This window comes from Microbacterium aurum, from assembly GCF_016907815.1.
Taxonomy (GTDB): Bacteria; Actinomycetota; Actinomycetes; order Actinomycetales; family Microbacteriaceae; genus Microbacterium; species Microbacterium aurum.
Genome location: NZ_JAFBCQ010000001.1, coordinates 914690 through 936104, shown reverse-complemented (window position 1 = coordinate 936104; position 21415 = coordinate 914690). Strand labels below are relative to the sequence as shown.

The following is a 21415-nucleotide window of genomic DNA, read 5'->3' as shown; positions in this document are numbered from 1 at the left end:
AGAAGCACCTGCTGGAGACGGGCAGACCCCTCGCTCCTAAACGGTCCTTCACGCTCGGGCAGCTCGTGACCGAGTTCCAGCAGGCCAGGAGTGACGGCAATCCGCATACGATCGACACGGACAACAACAACCTGGCCGCGTTGCCCGCTACCCTTCTTGCGCGGCCGCTCGCCAATGTCCACGCAGAGGACATCCGAGCACATCTCATGAAGCAGCTGCGCGCAGGCAAGAAGCCTGCGACTGTCGCCCGCGCCAAGACGACACTGAGTGCTCTCTTCACATACGCCGAACGCCAGGGAGTGCTTCACCAGCCCCACCCCGTCCGCACCATGGCGAAGATCAACGAACTCTCGGTGACGCAACGATCGGTGGCGCCGGCGGAGGTGCCGACCTCAGAGCAGCTCACCGCCGCCATCAGCGCGGTCCGTCGGAAGCGTGAAGACATCGCGGATCTGTACGAGTTCAAGTCATTGACAGGGCTGAGGTGGGGCGAACTCCGCGCCGCCCGTGTCAGCTGGTTGATCGAACGTCCTCTGCCCCAGCTCATCGTGACCCGCTCCCACTCCGACGGTTACGACGAGAAGGACCCGAAGTCCTGGCGTGGGACGCGACCGGTCCCGCTCTCACCCCGCGCCCTCGCGATCTTCCATCGCTATGCACGCGGTAAGCAGCAGGACGAGTACCTTTTCACCAACCGCCGGGGCGACCAATTCAAGGTCACCACGGTGCGAAAGTACCCCATCGGCTTTCACCGGCACGCGCTGCGTCACTACGCCGCATCCACGTGGCTTCGACTCGGGACGCCGATCCACGAGGTCGCCGAATACCTAGGCGACGACCCCCGCACTGTTCTCCGGGTGTACGCCCACATCCTGGGCGAAGGACAACGACGAGACCACATCAACCGCCTCGCCGCGGCCGAGAACAGCGCCGCGACGGGACCCGTCACGTCCTCCGAAAAACGCACGCCCGAACTCGGCCGCTAGCATCACACGTCGGCGCCTCATGGTTTGATCGCATGAGAGGGAGGTTGCTTGACGTGGACGATCTGACGCCTTGGGCGGTGGCACTCATCGCCGCGCTAGCCCCGCTGCTGACAGTCGTCCTCACTGAGCGTCGACCGCCCGAGTTGAGACGAGCCCGCTGGTTAGGGGACGAAGCGAGTCGAATGCGCGAGGGCACCGCTGAACGACGATTAGTAGAAGACGCTCGCGACGACGAGATCGTCGGTTGGGTAATCGCCCGCACCGGACCCGGCGCAGGAATCCTCTTCCTGATCGCGACCTACCTCTGGGGCGTTGCGGCCGTCCTCGGAATAGTCGCAATCATCGCTGCCCTCGCCGCTATCGCAAGCCCACCACTCTTCTCCGCCGCCGGCATGTACGGCATCGCCACCATCCTGACCATCACGCTCTCGGCCATCCCCTACGGGGTCGAACAGGCCCGGAGGCAAGCTCGGTCACGGGCGGTGCGCTCCGCCTTGGGTCTTCGCGAGCCCGTCGCAGAATGGCGCACGCGCACAGGTACCGGCGCGGAGAGCCCACGCACAGGAGCGGGCTGATCTTCCGGGACACTGTGGGGACACTGCCGCCCAATCTCTCCCCGATCTATCAGAGATAGCCGACCGATCGGAAGTCAGAAAATCCCCGGCTTGACCGGGGATTTCTTGGCGGAGACGGAGGGATTTGAACCCTCGGTCCCCGTAAGGGGACTCCACCTTAGCAGGGTGGTGCACTAGGCCTGACTATGCGACGTCTCCAGGCGTCCCGCCGCCGAAACGGCGCGAACGCACCCGGCAATCATAACCGGTCGCGCGTGCCCTCCAGAACCGGATGCCGCGGCATCCGCCGGCCGCCGTCACCGCACGAGACGGCCAATCCCTGACGAGACGGGATGGGTCACGTCCCGTTTCGTCGCGGATGTGCCGTCTCGCGGGCGCCGCCGCCGCCGCGGGCGGCGGCACACGCCCCACCCCCGCGGATCAGCGCTGGGCGACGGTGCAGGTGACCTGCGCGGCGTTCTGGCCGGTCACGGTGCTCGGCAGCGCCACGGAGGTCTCGGTCGGGGCGGGCGCTTCGGTCGCTCCGGTCCCGGCATCCGGCGCCGCCGTCTCGGTCGGAGCGGGCGTCGCTGTCGCACCGGCGTCGGGCTTGGTGGCTTCGCCCACCACCTCGGTCCCGTAGCCGTCGCTCGTGGACCCGGTCAGCTGCAGCGGCTGGTTGTTCGCCAGCGCGTCGAAGAGCACCGCGGCATCGGAGAGCACCGGCTGCACGCGCAGCCCGCCCTCGGCATACACGGTCGGATACTGCACGAAAACGATGTCCTCGTACGCGACGTCCTTCACGGCCATCGCGATCTGCACCATCTTCTGCGGGTTCGCGAGGGACTTGCTCAGCACGAGCTGTCCATCGTTGACCTGCTTGACCGCGGTCGTGGCGAGGTTGAGGAGCGTACCGGGGTTCGCGAGCACACCGTCGGACTGAAGCTTGCGCACCAGGGAGCTCATGAACTGCTGCTGATTGGAGATGCGACCGAGGTCGGAGCCGTCGCCGATACCGTGCCGGATCCGCAGGAACTGCAGCGCCTCGACGCCCTGGAGCGTCCGCTCCCCCGCCGGCCAGTTGATGCCGGTGTGGTCGTCCTTGATCGGGTCGGACAGACACACCTGCACGCCGCCGATCGCATCGGACATGTTGATCACGCCCGTCCACCGGATCGCCGCCGCGAACTGGATGTCGATCCCGGTGAGCTTCTCGACCGTGGCCACGGAGCACGACAGCCCGCCGTACATGTACGACACGTTGAGCATCTGCGCGCTCATCGCCGAGTACTGCCTGCCGTCCTCGCCTGTGCACGACGGGATCGGCACGATCATGTCGCGCGGGAACGACACGACGGTGACCCGTCGCGGGTTGTCCGAGATGTGCAGCAGCATCGTGACGTCGTTGCGCTCACCGTCGGTGTCGCCGTTCTGGCACGCGCCCGACAGCGACGCGTTCGCGCCCTCGCACGAGTCCGTGCCGACCAGCAGCAGGTTCACGCCGCCCTCGATCTCGCCGAGCGTCGGCGGCAGCTGCGCCTCGCCGGCGTCGCCGATGTCCACGCCTGCCGCCTCGACCGAGCTCACCGCGTTCCACGCCGCGAACGCCGCGACGGACGTGGCGCTCAGCACGACGACCGCGACGATCGCACCGAGCACGGTGAGGATCTGCGCGAACGGCTTCGGCGAGGTCAGGATGCCGTGACGGGCGACGGGCTGGCGGCGCGAGCCGTCGGTGCGTGCACTCACGGGAGTCCTTTCAGGTGCGGCAGGGCCGCGAAGCGGAGGGTGTGGGATTCGAACCCACGGGACATTGCTGCCCACCGGTTTTCAAGACCGGGTCCATCGGCCGCTCGGACAACCCTCCAGACGCATGCGACACGGGGCTCGTGAGGCATCCATCGAACGGCGAGTCTATCCGAGCAGACCCGTCCTATCTTCCCGCGAGCGCCTGAGCAGGCCCTGAAAGACGCGCCTGCGATTGCGCTACAGCCGGCGCAGCACGTCCGCGACACCGCCGGCGTGGACGGATGCCGTGATCTCGCCCGCCTCGGCCCGCACCTCGTCGGGCCCCTGTCCCATGGCGATCGCCCGGCCGCCGTGCTCGCGCGCCCACCGGAACATCCCGAGGTCGTTGCGCCCGTCGCCCATCACCAGCACGCGCTCGGGTTCGACGCCCAGCCAGGTGCGCACCTTCTCCAGCGCCGTGGACTTGTCCACGCCCTGCGGGGCGATGTCGAGCCAGGCCGACCACCCCACGGCATACGACACCTTGTTCAGACCGATCCGCGAGACCAGCTCGACGAAGTCGGCGTCGGTGTCGTCGGGCGAGACCACCACGACGCGGCACACCGGCTGCGCGACGAGCTCGTCGAACCCCACCCGCTGCGCGTGCGCGAGGTTCCAGTCGTCCATGTGCTCGGTGTACAACCGCCGCCCGTCGGCGAGCTCGACCATGTAGCGCGCCTCCGGCAGGTGCTCGCGCAGCAGCGTGACGACCTCCGTCGGGTCGAACGTCTCGACGTGGAAGCGCTCGTACACGCTCTCGTCGCCGAACGGCCCGCCGACGCGCTTCATGATGACCGCGCCGTTGGAGCACACCGCGTACTCCGGCGCCAACTCCAGGACGTGCTGAATGCCGCGCGTCCCCTCCCAACTGCGGCCGGTCGCGAGCATGACCTCGTGGCCGGCGCGGTGCGCGTGGGCGATGGCGTCCACGACGCCGGGGCTGAGCGTCTCATCCTCGAGCAGCACCGTCCCGTCGACGTCGAGGGCGATGAGCAGCCGCTCCGTCGAAACGGCCGGGTTCTCGGCATCCTCCGCGACGCGCTCGACGAGCCGCGCGGCCTTGCGGGGACCGACGACCTTGACCGAACCGGTCGGCGGCAGCCTCTCGTCGCCGCGCGCGCGGTCGGCCGTCATGCCACCGGCTCCGCGACCTCGAGACCGCCGAGGTACGGCCGCAGCACCTCGGGAATGACGACCGACCCGTCGGCGCGCTGGTGCGTTTCGAGCAGGGCGACGATCCACCGGGTCGTCGCGAGCGTGCCGTTGAGCGTCGCGACGGGCACGGTCTTCCCCCCATCGGGCCGGTAGCGCACGTCGAGCCGGCGCGCCTGATAGCTCGTGCAGTTGGAGGTGCTGGTCAGTTCGCGGTACGCCTGCTGCGTCGGCACCCACGCCTCGACGTCGTACTTGCGCGCCGCGGACGACCCGAGGTCGCCGGCGGCGACGTCGATCACGCGGTAGCTCAGGCCGAGGTCCTGCAGCATGCTCTCCTGCAGGGCGACGAGACGCAGGTGCTCCGCCTCGGCATCCTCGGGCGTGGTGTAGACGAACATCTCCAGCTTGTTGAACTGGTGCACGCGGATGATCCCGCGGGTGTCCTTGCCGTACGAGCCGGCCTCGCGGCGGTAGCAGGTGGACCAGCCCGCGTAGCGCTTCGCGCCGGCGGAGAGGTCGATGATCTCGCCCATGTGGTAGCCCGCGAGCGGCACTTCGCTGGTGCCGACGAGGTAGAGGTCGTCGGCTTCGAGGCGGTAGACCTCGTCGGCGTGCTGTCCGAGGAATCCGGTGCCGCGCATGATCTCGGGCCGGACGAGCGTGGGCGGGATCATCGGGATGAACCCGGCATCCACCGCCCGCTGCAGCGCGAGGGACATGAGGGCGTACTCGAGGCGCGCGCCGATGCCGGTGAGGAAGTAGAAGCGCGAGCCCGACACCTTCGTGCCGCGCTCCATGTCGATCGCGCCGAGCTTCTCGCCGAGGGCGAGGTGGTCGAGGGGCTCGAAGTCGAAGGATGCCGGCTCGCCATGCGTGCGCAGCGTGACGAAGGCCTCTTCGCCGCCGGCGGGGACGCCGTCGATGACGATGTTCTCGATGCGAGCGAGAGCCTCTTCGGCGGCGGCTTCGGCTTCGGTGACGGCCTGCTGGGCCGCCTTGACCCGGTCGCTGAGGTCCTTCGCCTGGGCGACGAGCGCGGCCTTCTCGTCTTTGGGCGCCTGCGCGACCTTCTTGCCGTGCGCGTTCTGCTCCGCCCGCAGCTCTTCGAAAGCGGTGATCGCGGCACGGCGCGCCCGGTCGGCGGCGAGCGCGTCGTCGACGGTGTCGGGCGACTCGCCGCGGGCCTCCTGCGAGCGCTTGACGAGGTCCGGGTTGTCGCGGAGCAGGGCGAGATCGATCACGCGGCAAGTCTAGTTGCGGGGTGCGGCGGGGCGGATGCCGGGTGGTTGCACGGTGGCGCAGGCGGCGGGCGTGTGGTGGCGCGGGCGGTGGCACGCGGTGCCGCGCAGGTCGCCGGATCGCGCCAGGGTCAGCGCTCGGGCTGGCAGACGGGGCAGTACTGGGCGGCGCCCTTCGACCCCGGCACATCCGCCACGGTGCCGCCGCAGTCCGGACACTGCTCACCGGTGCGGCCATGGACCGCCATCGCCGCGACCTTGCGCGCCTTGAGCTCGTCTATCGGAACGCTCCGCTGCCGCGCGAAGGCGCCGCCCAGCACGCTGCGCACGGCGGCGAACAGCGCCGCCCGTTGCGCCTCGTCGAGGTCGGTGGCGTGCGTCAGGGGAAAGAGGCGTGCCGCGTGGAGGATCTCATCGGAGTACGCGTTTCCGATGCCGGTGAGCCGTTCCTGCTCCTGCAGCAGCGCTTTCAACTGCTTGCGCCGGCCGGCGAGCACGCCGTCGAGCTGGTCGGCCGTGTCGTCGGCGGATGCCGGGTCTGGGCCGAGCTTCGCGATCGCTGGAACCTCGGCGGGTTCGTCGACGATCCACAGCCCGAGGGACAGCCAGGTTCCGCCGTCGGTGAGGAGGAGTTCCGTGCCGTCCGCGAAGCTCAGCACGGCGATGGTCGGCGCGGAGGTTGTCGCCGTGGTGAGCTTCGCGGCATCCGTCGCCGCGGTCGGCGTCGCGTCGGTCGACGCGGCCGCCCCACCCGTCGCATCGGTCGACGCGGCCGTCGCAGTGGTCGTCGTCGCGGCATCCGTCGTCGGTTCACCGCTCCATCGCATCCATCCCGCGCGACCGAAACTCACGACGAGTGACGGACCTTCGGTGTCGATGGCGAGGTGCTTGCCGAAGCGACGGATGCCGGTGACCGCGCGGCCGACAAGTTCTGAGGTGAGGCGACCCCGCGTCTTGAGGGCGCCGTACTCGACGAGTTCCAGACCAGCGATCTGACGCCCGACGATGTGCGTGCGGAGGAAACCCGCGAGCGCGTCGACCTCAGGTGACTCCGGCATGGGCCCATCGTGTCAAGGGACGAGAGGTCGCGCCAGGGCCGCCGACCCAGGACCGCGGCGCGGCGCCCAGGCAGCGACGTGTCACCCGTCGGGCGGCACGCCGTCCGTCAGTTCAGGCGGCAGTGCGCCATCCCGTTCTCGGCGGCGGGTCGAACATCCACCGCAGGGGCGCCTTCGATCTCAGTTCGATCGGCGGCGAGCCCTCGCCCGGAGGCGGGACGAGCAGGAAGGCACCCTGTCCTTCGCGGACGATCTTCCACCCCGTGAGATGCAGATGCACGTGATGGTAGGCGCAGAGCAAAATGCCTCGATCGATGTCGGTGCGGCCGCCGTCGGCGCACCATTCGTCGATGTGATGCGCTTCGCAGTACAGGGGTGGTCGGTCGCATCCGGGCCACATGCATCCGCCGTCTCGCACGGCCAGCGCGGTGCGCTGCGCGGGCGTGAACAGTCGACTTTCCCGTCCCACATCGAGCGGATTGCCGCAGGAGTCCACGGTCACTGGGACGACGCCGGTCTCGCAGACCATCCGGTCGATGACGGAGCCAGGAACGGATACCCGACCGTCCTCGGTGTGCGCGACAGCAAGGAGACGGCCGAACGCGTCCCGCGCGCCCAGACCACCGGCTCCCCCGCCGCGGGTGCCACCCGCGCCGCGGATCGTCACGAACCGCACGCCGGCCTGTTTCGTCCCGAACACGTCCTTCGCCTCGGCGGTCGCCCCCGCCCGCACCAGGTCGGCGAGCAGGTCGAACGCGAGCTGCTCGTTCGTCCGCGGATCCTCACTGAGCTGCTGCGCCTGCGCCGCTTCGTCAGCCGACACGAACCGCGGGCCGCCCCGACGCGGGCGCAGTGCGGCATCCATCACCGACTGCCAGAACGCGGCCGTGACATCGTCGAACACGATGTGTCCGTGCGTCCGCCCGTCAGCATCAATGCGCATCCGGAAGGAACGGGCTTGGTAGTGCTCCGCCCACCGTGCCTCCGCCCCGGCCGGGTCGATCGCATCGCGCACGGCGCGCGCCGACGCCGAGAGATCTTCGACGGTGCAGCGCGGCGCCTCGTCGATGAGCTGGGCGGCGGCGACTCGCCACACTTCGACGACATCGTCTTCCGCGCGCCCCTCGATCAGGGGCGGCTCGCCCAGGCCACGCCGGATCACGTCGAGCTGAGCGTGCGTGATCGACCCAGCGAGAAGAGCCGCACCCAAAGGCTCATGCCAGGGACGCCGCGCGTCGCTGCCCGGAAGAACATCGTCGACGACCCGCGAGCCCTCGGCATCCGCACCTTCGGCCAGCGTCTCGCCGACCTTCACGACGCGGATGGCTTCGCTGCGCGGGATGCCGGTGATCTCCTGCACCATCTGCACCGGAGTGCGGAATCCGCCGGTCTGCGCCAGGCCCGCGTGCCCGGCGGCTCGGGTCGAGCGGCGCGCGATGACGCCCGCGAGAGCGACCTCGAGTTTCTGGACGTGGCGAGAGAGGTCGGCGACCGCAGTGAAGGCTTCACGCACCGACGCATCGCTGAGCGCGCTCGCACCGGCCGCGAGGGTCGTCGCCTCGCAATCGAGCTCGGCGAACTGCGCCAGACGGTCGACGCCGTCCCGAAGATCACCGATGAAGCTCATATAGACAGTGTGCCGAGGGCCTCCGACATTGCCCGGCGCGGTCAGAGGTCGCTGGGGTAGACGACATTGATCTCAGTGATCGAGCGGGGGAAGTCCTTGCGATTGTTCGTCACGAACTGCTCCGCGCCCGCGGCGACTGCGGTGGCCAAGTGTGCGGCGTCGGCGGCACGAAGCCGATGGCGTGCGGCGAGCGCGACGGCCAGCCGTGCCGCCGCTGCGTCGAGGGGAAGAAGTTCGAGGCGACTCAGGATGCCGATGAGCGCTGCGACCTCGGTGGACGACGCATCCGCCCGCATCGGCTTCGCGAGGACTTCGGGCAGGAGCAGCACCGAGCCGATCGCCGCGACGTCCGTGCGCTCGATGAGCGGCCGCACCCTCGCGCCCAGTGGGTGATCGGTGGCAGCCGCGTAGATGATGACGTCCGCGTCGAACGCGACGGTGTCGCTCATCTACCGGCGCGATCGGCGTGGACAGCCTCTACCAGCTCGTCCACGCGGTCCCGCGTCATCCGCGCCGTGCGCAGCGGCGTGGCGCGCGCCGCCTCAAGGAGTTCGGCGAGGGCGTCGGCGTCTCGCCACGCGCCCGCCGTACGTGGCGGACGCACGGCATCGGGATGAACGAGCATCGCGACGATGCGGCCGTGACGGCTGATCGCCACCTGCTCGCCAGCTTGGACGCGATCGAGCTGAGCTGGCAGAGTCTGCCGGGCCTCACTGGCGCTGATCGTCGTCATGGACGAAATTGTACGCTCTTGTACGGTTGCCTGGCGGGGGAAACACGCGTCTCGAGTGGTCCGGACGGCGGCATCATTGGGAGCATCAGGTGATGCAGAAGGAGATGTCACGATGCGCACTACGGTCACGATCGACGACGAACTCTTCGAGACAGCGCCACACTGACAGGGATCTCGGAGCGTTCGGCGCTGTTCCGGTCTGCACTCGAGACGCTCATGCGAGTGGAGAGCGCGCGCCGACTGGCGGCCTTGGGCGGCACGAACCCGTCCGCGCCCGCGGCGCCGCGCCGCCGCGACTCGACGGCATGATCCTCGTCGACACCTCGGTGTGGATAGCTCACCTGCACCGGTTGGAGCCCGCCCTCCGCACTTTGCTTCTCGACGACCGTGCTGCGACGCACGACGGCGTCATCCAGGTGCTGGCACTGGGTTCCCTCGCCGCCCGCGATGAGGTACCCGCGGCCCTCGGTCGCCTCACCCGGCTGCCGTCGCTGCGCCGCGAGGAGTTCGTCGACTTCGTCGATCGCGAACGCCTCTGGGGCGGCGGGCTCAGCGCGATCGATGTGCACCTGCTCGGAGCGGCGCGCATCATCGTGCTCGCCCACCCATGCGCTCGGGCTCCCCCAGCCCGTCAAAGGCGGTCGCTCCGACCCCTGGGTCGATCCCGATCTGTACTATCCGCCACCGAGGACCTCTTCGATCTCGGCGTTGATGAGCGATGTAGCCGTGGTGCCTAACTCATGCGCTTTGCTGCGAACGTCGTCCAGTCGCCGAGCGGTCGGGTCATAGAACGAAACGCGCACGGTGCGCCGTCCGGCCTTCGTCGAAGGGCTGGAGATGACGCTGTCCAGGATGGCGCAGATCACCTCCGACTTGCTTTGATCAGTCCATTTTGCCTCGTCGGCGACGAGTGCCGCCGCACGTTCGGACAGTCGAATGCCGAACCGATTTGCCGATGGCATAGTTCTCCTTCTTCCAGTCCCGCGCCTCAGTCCTGAGCGAGACGCGAGATTCGACGAACGCCCGACGCGTTGTGACGACCGGGGTGAGCATTCCACTCGAGCGCGTAGCCGCCGCCGTGCGAGACCGATGACCAGGCCATGAATCGCGCGCGCGAGCCCAACGGGATAGGCGCCTCTTCCGGTTGCAGCAGCCTTGCGATGAAGGACTGCTCACTTGGCCGGGGGCTCCTCCAGCGGCCTGGTGTTCCGAGCGCGTCGATCGCATCCGTCATCGCCGCACCTCGCCGGATCTGATCGGATTGGGACTGGTCCCAAGCTAGGAAACTGATGTCGGAATGGAACTCCACGATTATCACGTCGCTCCACTCCGACATGAGGTGAAGCCCTGGGACCTGCTCGATCGAGAATGTGGAACCTTGCGCACGCCAATCCTCGGCGACGGCTTGCGCTTCGCTGAGGGTGCAGGAAAGGCTAATCGGCCCGCGATAGTGCAAACTTGCCGTGCCGTGCCAGGCGTTGCGCTGACGTGTAGTCACATAAAGTGAGACGGGAACGATCCGCTCCAGGTGTTCCTTCGCAAGATCGCGATAGCTGCTCTCCGACATCACGCATCCACCGCGACGACGGTGTCGTACAGTCCGTACCGGGTCAGGCCGGAGTGCGAGTCGATCCCGGTATACGACAGCGAGGCGTCCTCGTATCTGCGGAACGCGAACACGGCTTGATTCATGTGCCCCGCGTTGAAGACGCCGAGACCGACGAGCAAGTTGAAGTCATCGACGGTGAGGCCGGTGACCGCCTTGAACAGGTCGGGCTCGATCTTCGTGATGACGTCGTAGAGCGTGTTCTCGCGGTAGTCGGTGAGGTACATGAACGCGGGGATCCGGGTCGCGAACTTGATCAGCTTTTCCTGGATCTGCTTCCGCTTGGACTTGTACTCCTTCTCCTCCTCGGAGATCTCCCTCTTCTCGCTCGGCGTGAGGTCGTCGCCCTTCTCCTTTTTCGTCTTGGACACGGCCTCGCTCTTGTTGACGACCGTCTCGAACACGTTTGAGCCGAGCGCGCGGAAGCCCTCGATGTTCATAACGGCATCCATCGCTGCCTGCGACGACATGATCTTCTTCAGCGTCGCGTTGTCGACGTTCACGAGGATCGCCGACTCCCACTTGCGCGCGAGGAGCGTCGCCGAGGTGCCCGCCATGGCGATGTCGAGGATGCCGCCGGCATCCACCTGTGTCATGTTCGACCCGTCGTAGGCGAGCACCGGCAGGAACTTGACCAGCTCCTCGACGGCCTTCTCGGGGTTGCGCTCCTCGGGCGCGAGGCCGATGCCGTATTCGCTGATCTGCCGCAGCGCGCGCGTCGGCGCGAAGTCGAAGACGAAGCAGACCGGCTTGAGGATGTCCTCGCGCGATGGGTCATCGCCGTCTGGGTTGCGGATCGTCCACGGCGACTGGACGCGGAACGCCGCCTGGAAGTACGTCTCCGGCGCCTGGAGGTTCCGCAGCATCAGGATCGACGACCACTGCGGCACGGTGACGCCGGTCGTGAGCTTGCCGACCGTGAGGGTGATCGTCTTCGTGTCGAATCCGCTGCCGATCGCCTGGCGGACGGGCGGCAGCGCGTCGAGCCCGACGCCGACGCCGGGCGCGGAGACGTTGACGACGGTGTAGTCGTGCCAGAACGCGTTCTGCGGCTCGGCGAGCAGCGATGCCATGGCCGCGCAGGATGCCGTGCGCGGCAGCATCCAGATCGAGTGCTGCAGGTAGGGCAGCAGTCGCGTGTCGGAGTACGGGAACGGCGGTCGCGTCCCGGCTTTGAGGAAGTCGACCTGCGTCGGCGCGTACTGCCCGCGGATGATGTCGAGCCACTTCTGCACGTCATCCTTGTGCACGAACTCGGCGGCGCCGTCGACGACCCTCGCCTCGAAGAACGCGTTGAGGTCGAACTCGTCGAACTCCCCCTGGCTCGCGATCGCGGTGAGCTCGTCGGGCATCTGGTACGTCAGGAGCCGCATCTCGGGCAACGACGCATACGGGTTCGGCTCGTCCGCATGCTGCTCGACGTGCTTCTGCTTGGCGCGCTGCTCGTCGGTGTAGGTCCAGTTGAAGATCTGCTCCTCGATGAAGCGTCCTTCTTTGAGCACCTTGAACGGCGTGCCGGAGAGGTAGAGGTACGCGCCCGCACGGATCGGCACAAAGGCGTCCTCGTCGGCACCGTTCGTCTCGAGCTCTTCCGCGAAGGTCTCGAGGTCCTTGCTGAACTCGTCTTCGGTCGCCTTCTTCGACGCCTTGTCGTCCTCACCCTCGAAGAGTTCCTTGGCCGCGTCGCGCCAGGCGCCGAAGTGGTACTCGTCGAAGACGACGAGGTCCCAGCTCAGCTCGGTCAGCCACTTGTGCTTCGGCTTGAAGTTGCCGGCGCTGTCGCGCCCCATGAGGTCCTGGAAGGAGCCGAAGAAGACGAGCGGACGGTCGGCGTCGACGGATGCCGGGTCGCCGCCGGTCTTGCGAGAGAGGTACTGCCACCCGTTGAAGTCGACGTGGGTCTTGAGGTCCGTGTCCCACGCATCCTCGACGGCAGGCTTGAAGGTCATGACGAGCACGCGCGTCGCGTTCATGCGCTTGGCGAGCTGGTAGGTCGTGAAGGTTTTGCCGAAGCGCATCTTGGCGTTCCAGAGGAACTCCGGCACGGCGTCGGCATCCTGCGCCCATCGGCTCGCGAAGTATGCGAGCGTCTGCTCGACCGCGGATGCCTGTTCCTCACGCATCCCGAAGGTGGCGTGGTGGGAGCCTTCGTAGGCCTGGCCGGCGCGGAGTTCGGCGATCGCCGTCTTCACGTCGTCGGCGGAGCAGCGCATCCACTCCTTGCTCGACTCGAAGACGACGTTCTCGAAGCCCTTCTCGATGAGGCGTCGGCGCACCTCGACGTCGGTGATCGGCGGACCATCAGGCCGTTCGGCCGGCTCGTCGACCTCGAGTATGTAATCGACGCGTGCCTGCCCCTGCGACTCACGGATGCGGGCGTTCACGTCTCGCGAGGTCTGCCCGACTTTGAGGCATCCGCGCCACCGCCGGGCGACCTCGTCGGAGGACCACGCATAGAGGCGCGGTCGGGCTTCCGGCTTCGGTGGAAGGAGCTCGGACTCAGGCTTAACCATTCGCGGGCTCGTCGTCGTGAGCGGCAACCTGCGACTCGATGAAGGCGATCTCATCTTCGGTCAGCCCATACCGGGCATAGAGCTTCTCGTCCGTCCACTCCTCGTCGATGGGCAGGTCCGGAACGAACGCGTACACATCCCTGTTGGCGTGTTGCGTGGACTTTCGAAGCGACACCAGGAACCGCAGGAAGCGCGTCCTCAGGTACGCCGCATAGTTCCGTGCAGCGGTCTCATCACCGAAACGTCCCGCGACGAGGTAGGTCTCCGTGCAGGCAGTACCGGGCCCGGCGAGCAACGGTTTGCTCAGGAACTTGGTTTCAACAGCGGCGCTCGTGCCCTGCACGGCCGTCATCAACACCTTCCAGTCGTCCACCCACTCGGCGTTCTGCGCAAGCGCGCTGCGGTCGACCCAACTGACGCGTTGAGAGCCGAAGAGCTTCACTGGATCCGCGATGCCCTCGGCATCCGCGCTGCCGTGGAAGAACGTACGGAGACCGAAAGGCTTGCCGGCCGAGACCCGAGCATCAAGCGTCGGCTCGCCACGCTCGCGCACCTTCTCGAGAATCGAGACTGCCTCGTTGCGGCGGACCAGGACGTCGTATGTTCCCAGTTCGCGCGTCGACGGCCCGCCGAGCGGTTTCCCGTCCCACATCGTCTGTATCTCACAGGGGCCGACATCGACGCCATCCCACAGGAAGTAAGACACCCCGCCGCGGATCTTGACTCCCGGAAAGCCGTCGTAGAGCTTCGGGAAGTCAACCAGCCGGCGAATCCGACGTGACGCCAGCATGCGCTGCCTGAACTGGTCCAGTCCACGCCCGCCAGCGAACCACCGTGACGGCGTGACCATCACGATATAGCGCGGGTCGAGGCGGATCGCGCCATCGACGAAATGCTGGTAGATCGGAGCTGCGGAGTTGTTGTGACCGCCGTCATCCAGCTGATACGGCGGGTTCCCGATGATGACGTCGAACTGCACGTCGGCTCCAAACATGGTCGCGAGCAGCGCCCGCGGGTTGGTCGTGTGGATGAAGGCGTAGGCGTGCGACTCGAGCGCATCCCCGCGCTCGTACCCCGCCTTGGCGGCGCCGCAGTACGCACACCGGTCACCGGCCCAGGTGTGCTCGGTGCGTTCGAACCAGATGTTGCCCCAGTGCCGGTCGAAGCTCTTCGCGATCGAGTGCTCGCCCGTGGCTTCCTTCGAGCAGTAGACGCTGCGGCGCGCGAGGAGCGCCGTGAGCTGCGTGATGCCGATCCCGTAGACCTGCCTCGTCAGGATGTGATCGACCCGCTTCTCGAGATCGGGCTCCCACTCCGCGAGCCCCTCGGTGAGACGCCGGGTGATCTCGCGCAGGAACACCCCCGACTTCGTGAAGGGGTCGAGGAAGCTGACATCCGGGTTCTCCCAGATGACCGCGCCGTCGTTGGCATCCGCCCACGCATCCGCGACGGTGTCGAGCATCTGGTTCGCGAACTCGGGAGGCGTGAACACCTCATCGTTCGAGAGGTTCGCGATGCACGTGAGCACATCGGGGTTGTGTCTGCGCAGGGCAAACGAAGCCTTCGCCTCGAGGACGGGTGCGCTCATGCGTCAGCTTCCACACCGGCATCCGCCGCGTCTGCGCCGAGGCTGGCGAGGTAGTCCGCGCGCACGTCGTTGAGCCGCTTGTCGGTGCCGGAGATACCCCAGAACCACCAGCCGTTGACGCCGCCCTTGGCGGTGTAGACGACGGCCGCCGCCGCGGACGGCGTGTCGTACGCGACCCCGTCGACGAACAGTCGGCCATCCTGCGCGACGGTCGCGACCGCGCCGGGCACCGCGCGCAACCGGGGGTCGAGCTCGGTGCCGACCTCCAGCCATCCGGCATCCACCAACTGCGCGACGTCGACGCTGGCTCGCGTGATCGGCGGGGGCGGCGGGACATCGAGCCCTACGTGGCCCGCAGGAGCCGGCCACAGTGCGGCGATCTGGGTGATCAGTTGATCGGTCCGCTCGGCGATCGTGTCTTCGTCCCACGTCGAGCCGCCCGCGAGAGCCAGCGCGTCCTTCGTGATGAGGACGTCATCGGATGCGAGGAAGTGCGCGCGCTTCTGCTCCCAAGCACCGTTGGACACCTTGCTGTTGAGCGCCTGCGTCACGATCGTGAGGTTGCCGAGCTGCTGGACGCGGCGGTCCCGCTCGCGCGCCTGCTCCTCATCGAGGTCCGCCGGCCAATGCGCGCGCCACTTCTGCGGCATGAGATGCTCGACGGTCGCCTTGCCGCGCACGATCGGCCCCATCGCCAGCGGGTTCACTCCCGGATAGCCGCGCTTGGCGTCCTCCAGCGCCTCGAGCACCATCCGCAGGCGGCTGCGACGGTAATTCCAGTAGACATTCCTGTCCGTCAGCGCGGCGCGCAGTTCGCCGTCGCCCGGCCAGTAACCGGCCGCCGTGTGGTTGGCGACGAGAATGCCTTCGACCGCGCTCGCCAACTCCTGTCGGGGCCGACGGCTCAGCTCGCGGAGCATGTCGACGATGAAGCGGTTGGACCCCTGCGAGGGCGCCTTCACCAGAGCGCGCCGTACGAACCAGCTCTCCAGAAGATCCAGGATGCGGTGGCGATCGGCATGCGACACCTCTGCCTGCTCCGGCTCGTCGAGCCAGATGAGCAGCGGCCGGCTGATCTCGGAGTCGAGCGTGCCGACGCGGTAGCTGAACAGTTGCGTCCGGTCCAGGGGGCCGTTCGGGTTCTCCGAGCCCTCGATGATCGCGCGATAGCGGTCAGCGGCCGTCTTGATCCGCGGCAGCAGCGCGGCCACATCCTTCTCGACGGTGTTGACGTAGTGCTTGAACTGCGTGAACACCTCGCGGATCGGGAAGTCCGTCAGCGTGCGTGCGACGAGCCACTGCCACAGGAAGAGCGACGCCCGAGGGTTCTTGATGCGCCCGGAGGTGACCTCCGTCTCCCACCAGGGCGTCTCGAAATCGGCCCAGTACGCGAGATAGGCCTTTTCCGCCTCCGCGGCATCCACCTGCTGGAAGATGAAGTTCTTGATCAGGTCGGCGGCCGACAGCGGCGTGCCCCGCGCGTTGAGCGTCTCGAAGATCGCCTGCGCGTCCTCGTGCGCCTCGAGCCGGATGCTCGCGATCTCCAGTCGCTCAGTAACGGCTCCCACGAGCAGAGCGGCCCGCTGATCCGCATCGTTCCCACCCAGCCACTCCGCGATCGCCTCAGAGAAGAAGCGGTGGGCGTCCCGAAGCCGCGACTCGGGGATGCTGCCGTACGAGATCGGCGGCGTCGCCGCCATGACGGCGGCGAACGACACGCGGTCGCGGTTCGTCGGCCAGAGCTTGAAGCGGTCTTCCTCGGCCTTGCGGAAGCTCTTCGGGTTCTCGACGAGCGGAAGCACCTGCTCGGCGAGGTCGGTCATGCCGCGGCGCTCCAGCTGAGCGTGCAGCGCATCGAGGAGCAGCTGCAGTGTCGTCATCCGCTGCTGGCCGTCGATCACGTTCCACGTGGGCAGCGCACCGAGCCGGGTGGGAACCTGCTGGATGACGATCGCGCCGAGGAAGTGCGTCGCATCCGGATTGTGGTCCTCGATCACGTCGATGAGCCGGACGATGTCCTCCCAGAGGGGCGCCCACTGTTCGTCGAGGGACCACACGTACGGCCGCTGGAACAGCGGCACGGTCAGGCGCGTCGGGTTGTAGAAGATGTCCTTCGGCTTGACGACATCCGTCTTCATGCAGCGATCTCCTCGATGGTCATCACGGGGTAGGTGCGCACCGGCGTGAAGATCTCGTGCTCTTCGAAGGCGTCGAAGAGCGTGCCGGATGCCGCGGAGCGCTGTGTCAGCGCGTCATAGCGGAAGTCCCGTCGCTGGTACCTGCCGCGGCCGAGGTATGCCCACTCGGGGAAGACGATGGGTGCGCCCACGGCATCCGTCATCGCGAGGGCGTCGCCCTGCACGATGTTCGACGCCAGGACGGCCTCGGCTGCGGCGAGGAGGGGGTCGCGTTTCGTCTCGCTTCGCTCGCTCAACGACTGGGACGCGTGCCCGCCAGGCGACTGCTCCAGTTTCAGTACCCGGGCGAAAGTACCCGCGAGGTTCTCGCGACACTCGATCGCATTGTCGGCGAGCAGCTCGATGCCATAGATGCACATGAGGCCGAACAGCGCGTAGTGCCGTTTCTCGAAGGCGCTCTTGCCGTACCTGCGCTGTACCACCGCGAGCTTGCGCTCGAGGATCGGCACCAGAAAGTTGCCCGACCCGCATGCCGGCTCGAGGAACCGCGAGTCGATGCGCTCGGTCTCATCCCCCACCAGGTCGAGCATGTCGTCGACGAGCCAGCGGGGCGTGAAGACCTCGCCGTGATCGGCGACCCGCTGGCGCGACTTCACCAGCTTCTCGTCGGCCATCGACGCCCCTTCCCCAAGTCCCACTACTCGATCCGAGCCTAAGGTACAAGTACCCGGGGACATGCGCCCTGGTGAGGGTGACCGGGAGCGTCGAACCTTGAGGGATGCCCCGAGTCCCCTCTGCCGCAGCCGCCTATGTCGGCGAGCAGATCCGGGCCGCGCGGATCCGCTACACGAAGACCCACGACCAGCTGGCGGCCGAGACCGGCATCGACTCGTCGAACATCCGCAGCTACGAGAGCGGTCGGGCGATGCCGAGCGTTCTCACCCTCGTGCGCATCGCCGATGCCCTGGGCGTGACGCCCGGCTCCCTCATCGACGGGCTCACCGTTGACCTCTTCCCCGCCGAGTCAGCCCGTCGGGTCGGCTGACATCGCCCTCTGCACAGCACCCCGAATCGACCACTTATCCCCAGAACGACCACTCCCGCATATTCAGCGTCTCGATCCCGTGCACCATGGGCGCATGAAGGCATCTTTGGCAGACCCGCTCGCCGTCGGAAGTGGCTACAATTCAGGCATGACTGTGGCCACAATCGGAATCCGTGAGTTGCGCGACGGTCTGAGCCGTCATCTGGCAGCAGTTCAGGAGGGCGATGAGATCGTCGTCACTGACCACGGCAAGCCGATTGCCCGCATCCTTCCTTATGGGGAGGAGTCCCCCCTCGATCGCCTCATCCGTCTCGGCGTCGCCCGCCCTCCACGGGCGCCTCGCGCCCCTCTCCCCGAGCCGATCAAGGCCAACGGCACCGTGAGCGACCTGATCAAAGAGCAGCGCCGTTAGCTCGATGCTCGCGTACTTCGACAGTTCCGCTCTCGTGCCCCTGGTCATCGACGAGCCGTCCACCGCACGAGTCCGAACTGCATGGAACGCCGCCCACCGGGTGACGACCAGTCTGCTGAGCTATGTGGAAGCTCGAGCCGCTCTCGCACGAGCAGAGCGCTCACACCGCATCGGAAGTGACCAGCACCAGCAGGCGATCATCGACTTCGACCGCCTATGGGACTGCGTCACGCCGATCACCCCGGTCGAATCGATCGTGCTCAGCGCAGCTCACCTCGCCGCGCTACACCGACTGCGCGGTTATGACGCGGTCCAATGCGCGACCTCGCTGGCGGTCGCCACTGATGAAATGGTCGCGGTGAGCGGCGACTCCGAGCTCCTCGACGCCTGGGAGGCCATCGGCATCACGACGATCAACCCGACGATCTGAGCGTCGCTGCGAGGTATTCCCCCGGGCCTCCGCCGCAGGAGCGGTGAAGCCGAGACGCCAGCCCCGCCGCGCCCGGTATCGTGGCGACATGTGCCCCGCTGACGCCGAGACCGCCGAGCGCCGCGCGGCGCTCGTCTACAACCCGACGAAGGTCGCGGCGGAGACGCTCCGCGCTTCCGTGACGACGCACGCGCAGCGTGCCGGGTGGGGCGAGCCCCTCTTCTATAGGACGACGGTGGACGATCTCGGCGACGGCGTCACCCGCGAAGCCCTCGAGGCGGGCGCGACATCGGTGCTCGTCGCCGGCGGCGACGGCACGGTCCGCGCCGTCAGCGAGGCGATGGTCGACACCGGCATCCCCCTCACGATCGTCCCCAGCGGCACCGGCAACCTGCTCGCGCGCAACCTCGGACTGCCCCTGACCGCCCCGGAGGCGATGGTCGTGGCGGCGTTCGAGGGCGACGTCCGCGCGATCGACATCGGCTTCGCCGAGTTCCTGCGCGAGGACGGCGAGCGCGAGGAGCGCGCCTTCGTCGTGATGGGCGGTATGGGGCTGGATGCCGCGATGATCGCCAACACGAGCGGTGACCTCAAGAAGAAGGTCGGCTGGGTCGCCTACGTCGACGGAGCCGCGCGCTCCCTCGTCGGCGCGAAGCCGTTCGCCCTCATGTACCAGGTCGCCGGGGACCGGATGCACCGCGCCAACGTCCAGAGCGTGCTCTTCGCCAACTGCGGCTCCCTCCCGGCCGGCCTCGAGCTCATCCCCGAGGCCTCGGTCGCCGACGGCGAGCTCGACATCGTCATCTTCCAGCCGAAGAATCCCATCGGCTGGCTCGCCGTCTGGCGTCGCGTCGCCTGGGACAACAGCGTCCTGCGCCGCTTCCGCGCGGGCCGCCGCATCCTGCGCCTGCGCACGAAGGACAACTCGGTGCGCTACGCCCGCGGCACCGGCATCCAGCTCGCCGCCGACGCCGCCCACCCGGTGCAGCTCGACGGCGACGAGTTCGGCGAGGCGACGGCGATCGACGTCCGCATCCACGCCGGCGGACTGCACCTCGCCGTCCCGCACGGCCACACCTCGCCCAAGCTGTAGCCCACGTCAAGGGGGTGCATGCGCCCCCTTGACCGGCGACGATGGACGGATGCCGGCATCCCCGACCCTCGTCTGGTTCCGCGACGACCTGCGCCTTGCGGACCACCCCGCGCTGCGCGCGGCGATCGACCGCGGCGAGCCGGTGATCGGCGTCTTCCTGCTCGACGAGGTCTCCCCCGGCATCCGCCCCCTCGGTGGCGCCGCCCGCTGGTGGCTGCATCACTCGCTCGCCGACCTCGGCGCGCGTCTCGCGGAACGCGGATCGGCCCTCGTGCTGCGCCGCGGCGCCGCGGCTGAGGAGATCCCCCGGTTCGTCGCCGAGACGGGCGCGGGTACCGTCGTCTGGAACCGCCGCTACGGCGGACCGGAGCGCGCGATCGACGCGGACCTCAAGACCCGACTGCGGTCCGACGGCGTCACGGTCGAGTCGTACGCCGCATCCGTCCTCTTCGAACCGTGGACCGTCCGCACCGGCGCGGGCACCCCGTTCTCCGTGTTCACGCCGTTCTGGAACGCGTGCCTCAACCTGCCCGCGCCGCGCGCGCCGCTGCCCGAGCCCCGCGAGATCCCGGGGCCGGCGACGGCGCCCGACACCGACGCGCTTGAGGAGTGGGGTCTCCTGCCGACGGCTCCCGACTGGGCGGAGGGCCTGCGCGAACGCTGGCGGCCCGGAGAACTCGCCGCCCGCCGGCGGCTGCGCGACTTCCTCGACGACGACCTCGGCACCTACGACCGCGCCCGCGACGAACCGGCCGCCGGAGCGACCAGCCTGCTGTCGCCACGCCTGCGGTGGGGCGAGCTCAGTCCCCACACCGTCTGGCACGACACGCTGCAGGCCGCGGGCACCGGCGCTCACGCGGCCTCGGCCCATCGGTTCCTCTCCGAGCTCGGCTGGCGCGAGTTCGCCTGGCACACCCTCTTCCACTTCCCCGACCTCGCGACCCGCAACTGGCGCGCGAGCTTCGACGCGTTCCGCTGGCCGCACCCCGACCCCGAGCACCTCCGCGCCTGGGAGCGCGGCGAGACCGGCATCGGCCTCGTCGACGCCGGCATGCGCGAGCTCTGGCGCACCGGCTACATGCACAATCGGGTGCGGATGGTCACGGCATCCTTCCTCACGAAGAACCTCCTCGTCGACTGGCGCATCGGCGAGGAATGGTTCTGGGACACCCTCGTCGACGCGGATGCCGCGAACAACCCGTTCAACTGGCAATGGGTCGCCGGTTCGGGCGCCGACGCCGCCCCCTACTTCCGCATCTTCAACCCCGCCCGGCAGGCCGAGCGCTTCGACCCGCACGGCGCGTACATCGCGCAGTGGGCACCCGATGCCGCCTCCCGCGCCCCGATCGTCGACCTCGCCGCCACCCGTCGCGAGGCCCTCGACCGGTACGAGGACGTCAAGCGCGCCGCACGCGCGGAATGACCGGATGCCGGGACGCGTTGTCTCAGGT

At 68.1% G+C, this 21415-nt stretch carries 21 protein-coding genes and 2 tRNA genes; 7 read left to right on the top strand and 16 right to left on the bottom strand.

The window, feature by feature from the left end; translation table 11 throughout:
* The first annotated feature begins 65 nt into the window (after positions 1-65).
* Together JOD60_RS04640 and JOD60_RS04635 are read left to right on the top strand one after the other, a co-directional pair.
* A complete protein-coding gene (locus tag JOD60_RS04640; RefSeq protein ID WP_198159114.1) occupies positions 66-986 on the top strand; it encodes a tyrosine-type recombinase/integrase in 921 nt (306 codons plus the stop codon).
* A 53-nt stretch (positions 987-1039) separates the two neighbouring features.
* Positions 1040-1561 (top strand): hypothetical protein, encoded by a 522-nt coding sequence (locus JOD60_RS04635; protein ID WP_157127835.1) that lies wholly within the window; start codon positions 1040-1042, stop codon positions 1559-1561.
* 106 nt (positions 1562-1667) lie between these two features.
* On the opposite strand, the gene JOD60_RS04630 is transcribed toward JOD60_RS04635, so the two are convergent.
* The 16 genes from JOD60_RS04630 to JOD60_RS04555 all read right to left on the bottom strand — a co-directional run bounded on the left by JOD60_RS04630 (position 1668) and on the right by JOD60_RS04555 (position 17658).
* Positions 1668-1759 (bottom strand) — tRNA-Ser (locus JOD60_RS04630).
* Between the two features lie 222 nt (positions 1760-1981).
* A complete protein-coding gene (locus JOD60_RS04625; protein ID WP_076688981.1) occupies positions 1982-3289 on the bottom strand; it encodes an LCP family protein in 1308 nt (435 codons plus the stop codon).
* Between the two features lie 33 nt (positions 3290-3322).
* Positions 3323-3407: transfer RNA gene (locus tag JOD60_RS04620), tRNA-Ser, on the bottom strand.
* Positions 3408-3526: 119 nt separating this feature from the next.
* Entirely contained in the window at positions 3527-4462 is a 936-nt protein-coding gene (locus JOD60_RS04615) for an HAD family hydrolase (RefSeq protein ID WP_084201886.1), read from the bottom strand.
* Positions 4459-5724, bottom strand: a complete 1266-nt coding sequence (serS, locus tag JOD60_RS04610) for a serine--tRNA ligase (protein ID WP_076688979.1) — start codon at positions 5722-5724, stop codon at positions 4459-4461. The genes JOD60_RS04615 and serS overlap by 4 nt, the downstream gene beginning before the upstream one ends.
* Positions 5725-5852: 128 nt before the next feature.
* Complete coding sequence (locus JOD60_RS04605; protein ID WP_076688977.1) at positions 5853-6779, bottom strand: DNA-formamidopyrimidine glycosylase family protein; 927 nt, start codon at positions 6777-6779, stop codon at positions 5853-5855.
* Between the two features lie 112 nt (positions 6780-6891).
* Positions 6892-8406, bottom strand: coding sequence for an HNH endonuclease signature motif containing protein (locus JOD60_RS04600; protein WP_076688975.1), 1515 nt, complete (start codon positions 8404-8406; stop codon positions 6892-6894).
* A 41-nt stretch (positions 8407-8447) separates the two neighbouring features.
* Entirely contained in the window at positions 8448-8855 is a 408-nt protein-coding gene (locus JOD60_RS04595) for a PIN domain-containing protein (RefSeq protein WP_076688973.1), read from the bottom strand.
* Positions 8852-9139, bottom strand: a complete 288-nt coding sequence (locus tag JOD60_RS04590; protein ID WP_076688971.1) for a type II toxin-antitoxin system Phd/YefM family antitoxin — start codon at positions 9137-9139, stop codon at positions 8852-8854. Before JOD60_RS04590 ends, JOD60_RS04595 begins: the two co-directional genes overlap by 4 nt.
* A 125-nt stretch (positions 9140-9264) precedes the next feature.
* Entirely contained in the window at positions 9265-9744 is a 480-nt protein-coding gene (locus tag JOD60_RS04585) for a hypothetical protein (protein WP_157127834.1), read from the bottom strand.
* A 69-nt stretch (positions 9745-9813) separates the two neighbouring features.
* Positions 9814-10101: a hypothetical protein gene (locus JOD60_RS04580; protein WP_157127833.1), complete on the bottom strand. Its 288-nt coding sequence runs from the start codon at positions 10099-10101 to the stop codon at positions 9814-9816.
* A 26-nt stretch (positions 10102-10127) separates the two neighbouring features.
* Entirely contained in the window at positions 10128-10706 is a 579-nt protein-coding gene (locus tag JOD60_RS04575) for a hypothetical protein (RefSeq protein WP_076688967.1), read from the bottom strand.
* Complete coding sequence (locus JOD60_RS04570; protein ID WP_232321690.1) at positions 10706-13129, bottom strand: GIY-YIG nuclease family protein; 2424 nt, start codon at positions 13127-13129, stop codon at positions 10706-10708. The genes JOD60_RS04575 and JOD60_RS04570 overlap by 1 nt, the downstream gene beginning before the upstream one ends.
* A 121-nt stretch (positions 13130-13250) precedes the next feature.
* Positions 13251-14618: an Eco57I restriction-modification methylase domain-containing protein gene (locus JOD60_RS04565; RefSeq protein ID WP_307823844.1), complete on the bottom strand. Its 1368-nt coding sequence runs from the start codon at positions 14616-14618 to the stop codon at positions 13251-13253.
* A gap of 224 nt (positions 14619-14842) precedes the next feature.
* Positions 14843-16984, bottom strand: coding sequence for a GmrSD restriction endonuclease domain-containing protein (locus JOD60_RS04560; RefSeq protein WP_076688961.1), 2142 nt, complete (start codon positions 16982-16984; stop codon positions 14843-14845).
* Complete coding sequence (locus tag JOD60_RS04555; protein ID WP_076688959.1) at positions 16981-17658, bottom strand: DNA methyltransferase family protein; 678 nt, start codon at positions 17656-17658, stop codon at positions 16981-16983. The genes JOD60_RS04560 and JOD60_RS04555 overlap by 4 nt, the downstream gene beginning before the upstream one ends.
* Before the next feature lie 104 nt (positions 17659-17762).
* Between JOD60_RS04555 and JOD60_RS04550 the strand changes: the two genes are divergently transcribed.
* The 5 genes from JOD60_RS04550 to JOD60_RS04530 all read left to right on the top strand — a co-directional run bounded on the left by JOD60_RS04550 (position 17763) and on the right by JOD60_RS04530 (position 21387).
* Positions 17763-18029, top strand: a complete 267-nt coding sequence (locus JOD60_RS04550) for a helix-turn-helix domain-containing protein (RefSeq protein WP_076688956.1) — start codon at positions 17763-17765, stop codon at positions 18027-18029.
* 148 nt (positions 18030-18177) lie between these two features.
* On the top strand, positions 18178-18441 hold the full coding sequence (locus tag JOD60_RS04545) for a type II toxin-antitoxin system Phd/YefM family antitoxin (protein WP_076688954.1): 264 nt from the start codon (positions 18178-18180) through the stop codon (positions 18439-18441).
* Positions 18442-18445: 4 nt separating this feature from the next.
* Entirely contained in the window at positions 18446-18871 is a 426-nt protein-coding gene (locus tag JOD60_RS04540) for a type II toxin-antitoxin system VapC family toxin (RefSeq protein WP_076688952.1), read from the top strand.
* A gap of 88 nt (positions 18872-18959) precedes the next feature.
* Positions 18960-19964 (top strand): diacylglycerol/lipid kinase family protein, encoded by a 1005-nt coding sequence (locus tag JOD60_RS04535; RefSeq protein WP_076688950.1) that lies wholly within the window; start codon positions 18960-18962, stop codon positions 19962-19964.
* Between the two features lie 49 nt (positions 19965-20013).
* The gene (locus JOD60_RS04530) at positions 20014-21387 is read left to right on the top strand and encodes a cryptochrome/photolyase family protein (RefSeq protein ID WP_076688948.1); all 1374 of its coding nucleotides are present in this window, start codon (positions 20014-20016) and stop codon (positions 21385-21387) included.
* The last annotated feature ends 28 nt before the right edge of the window (positions 21388-21415 follow it).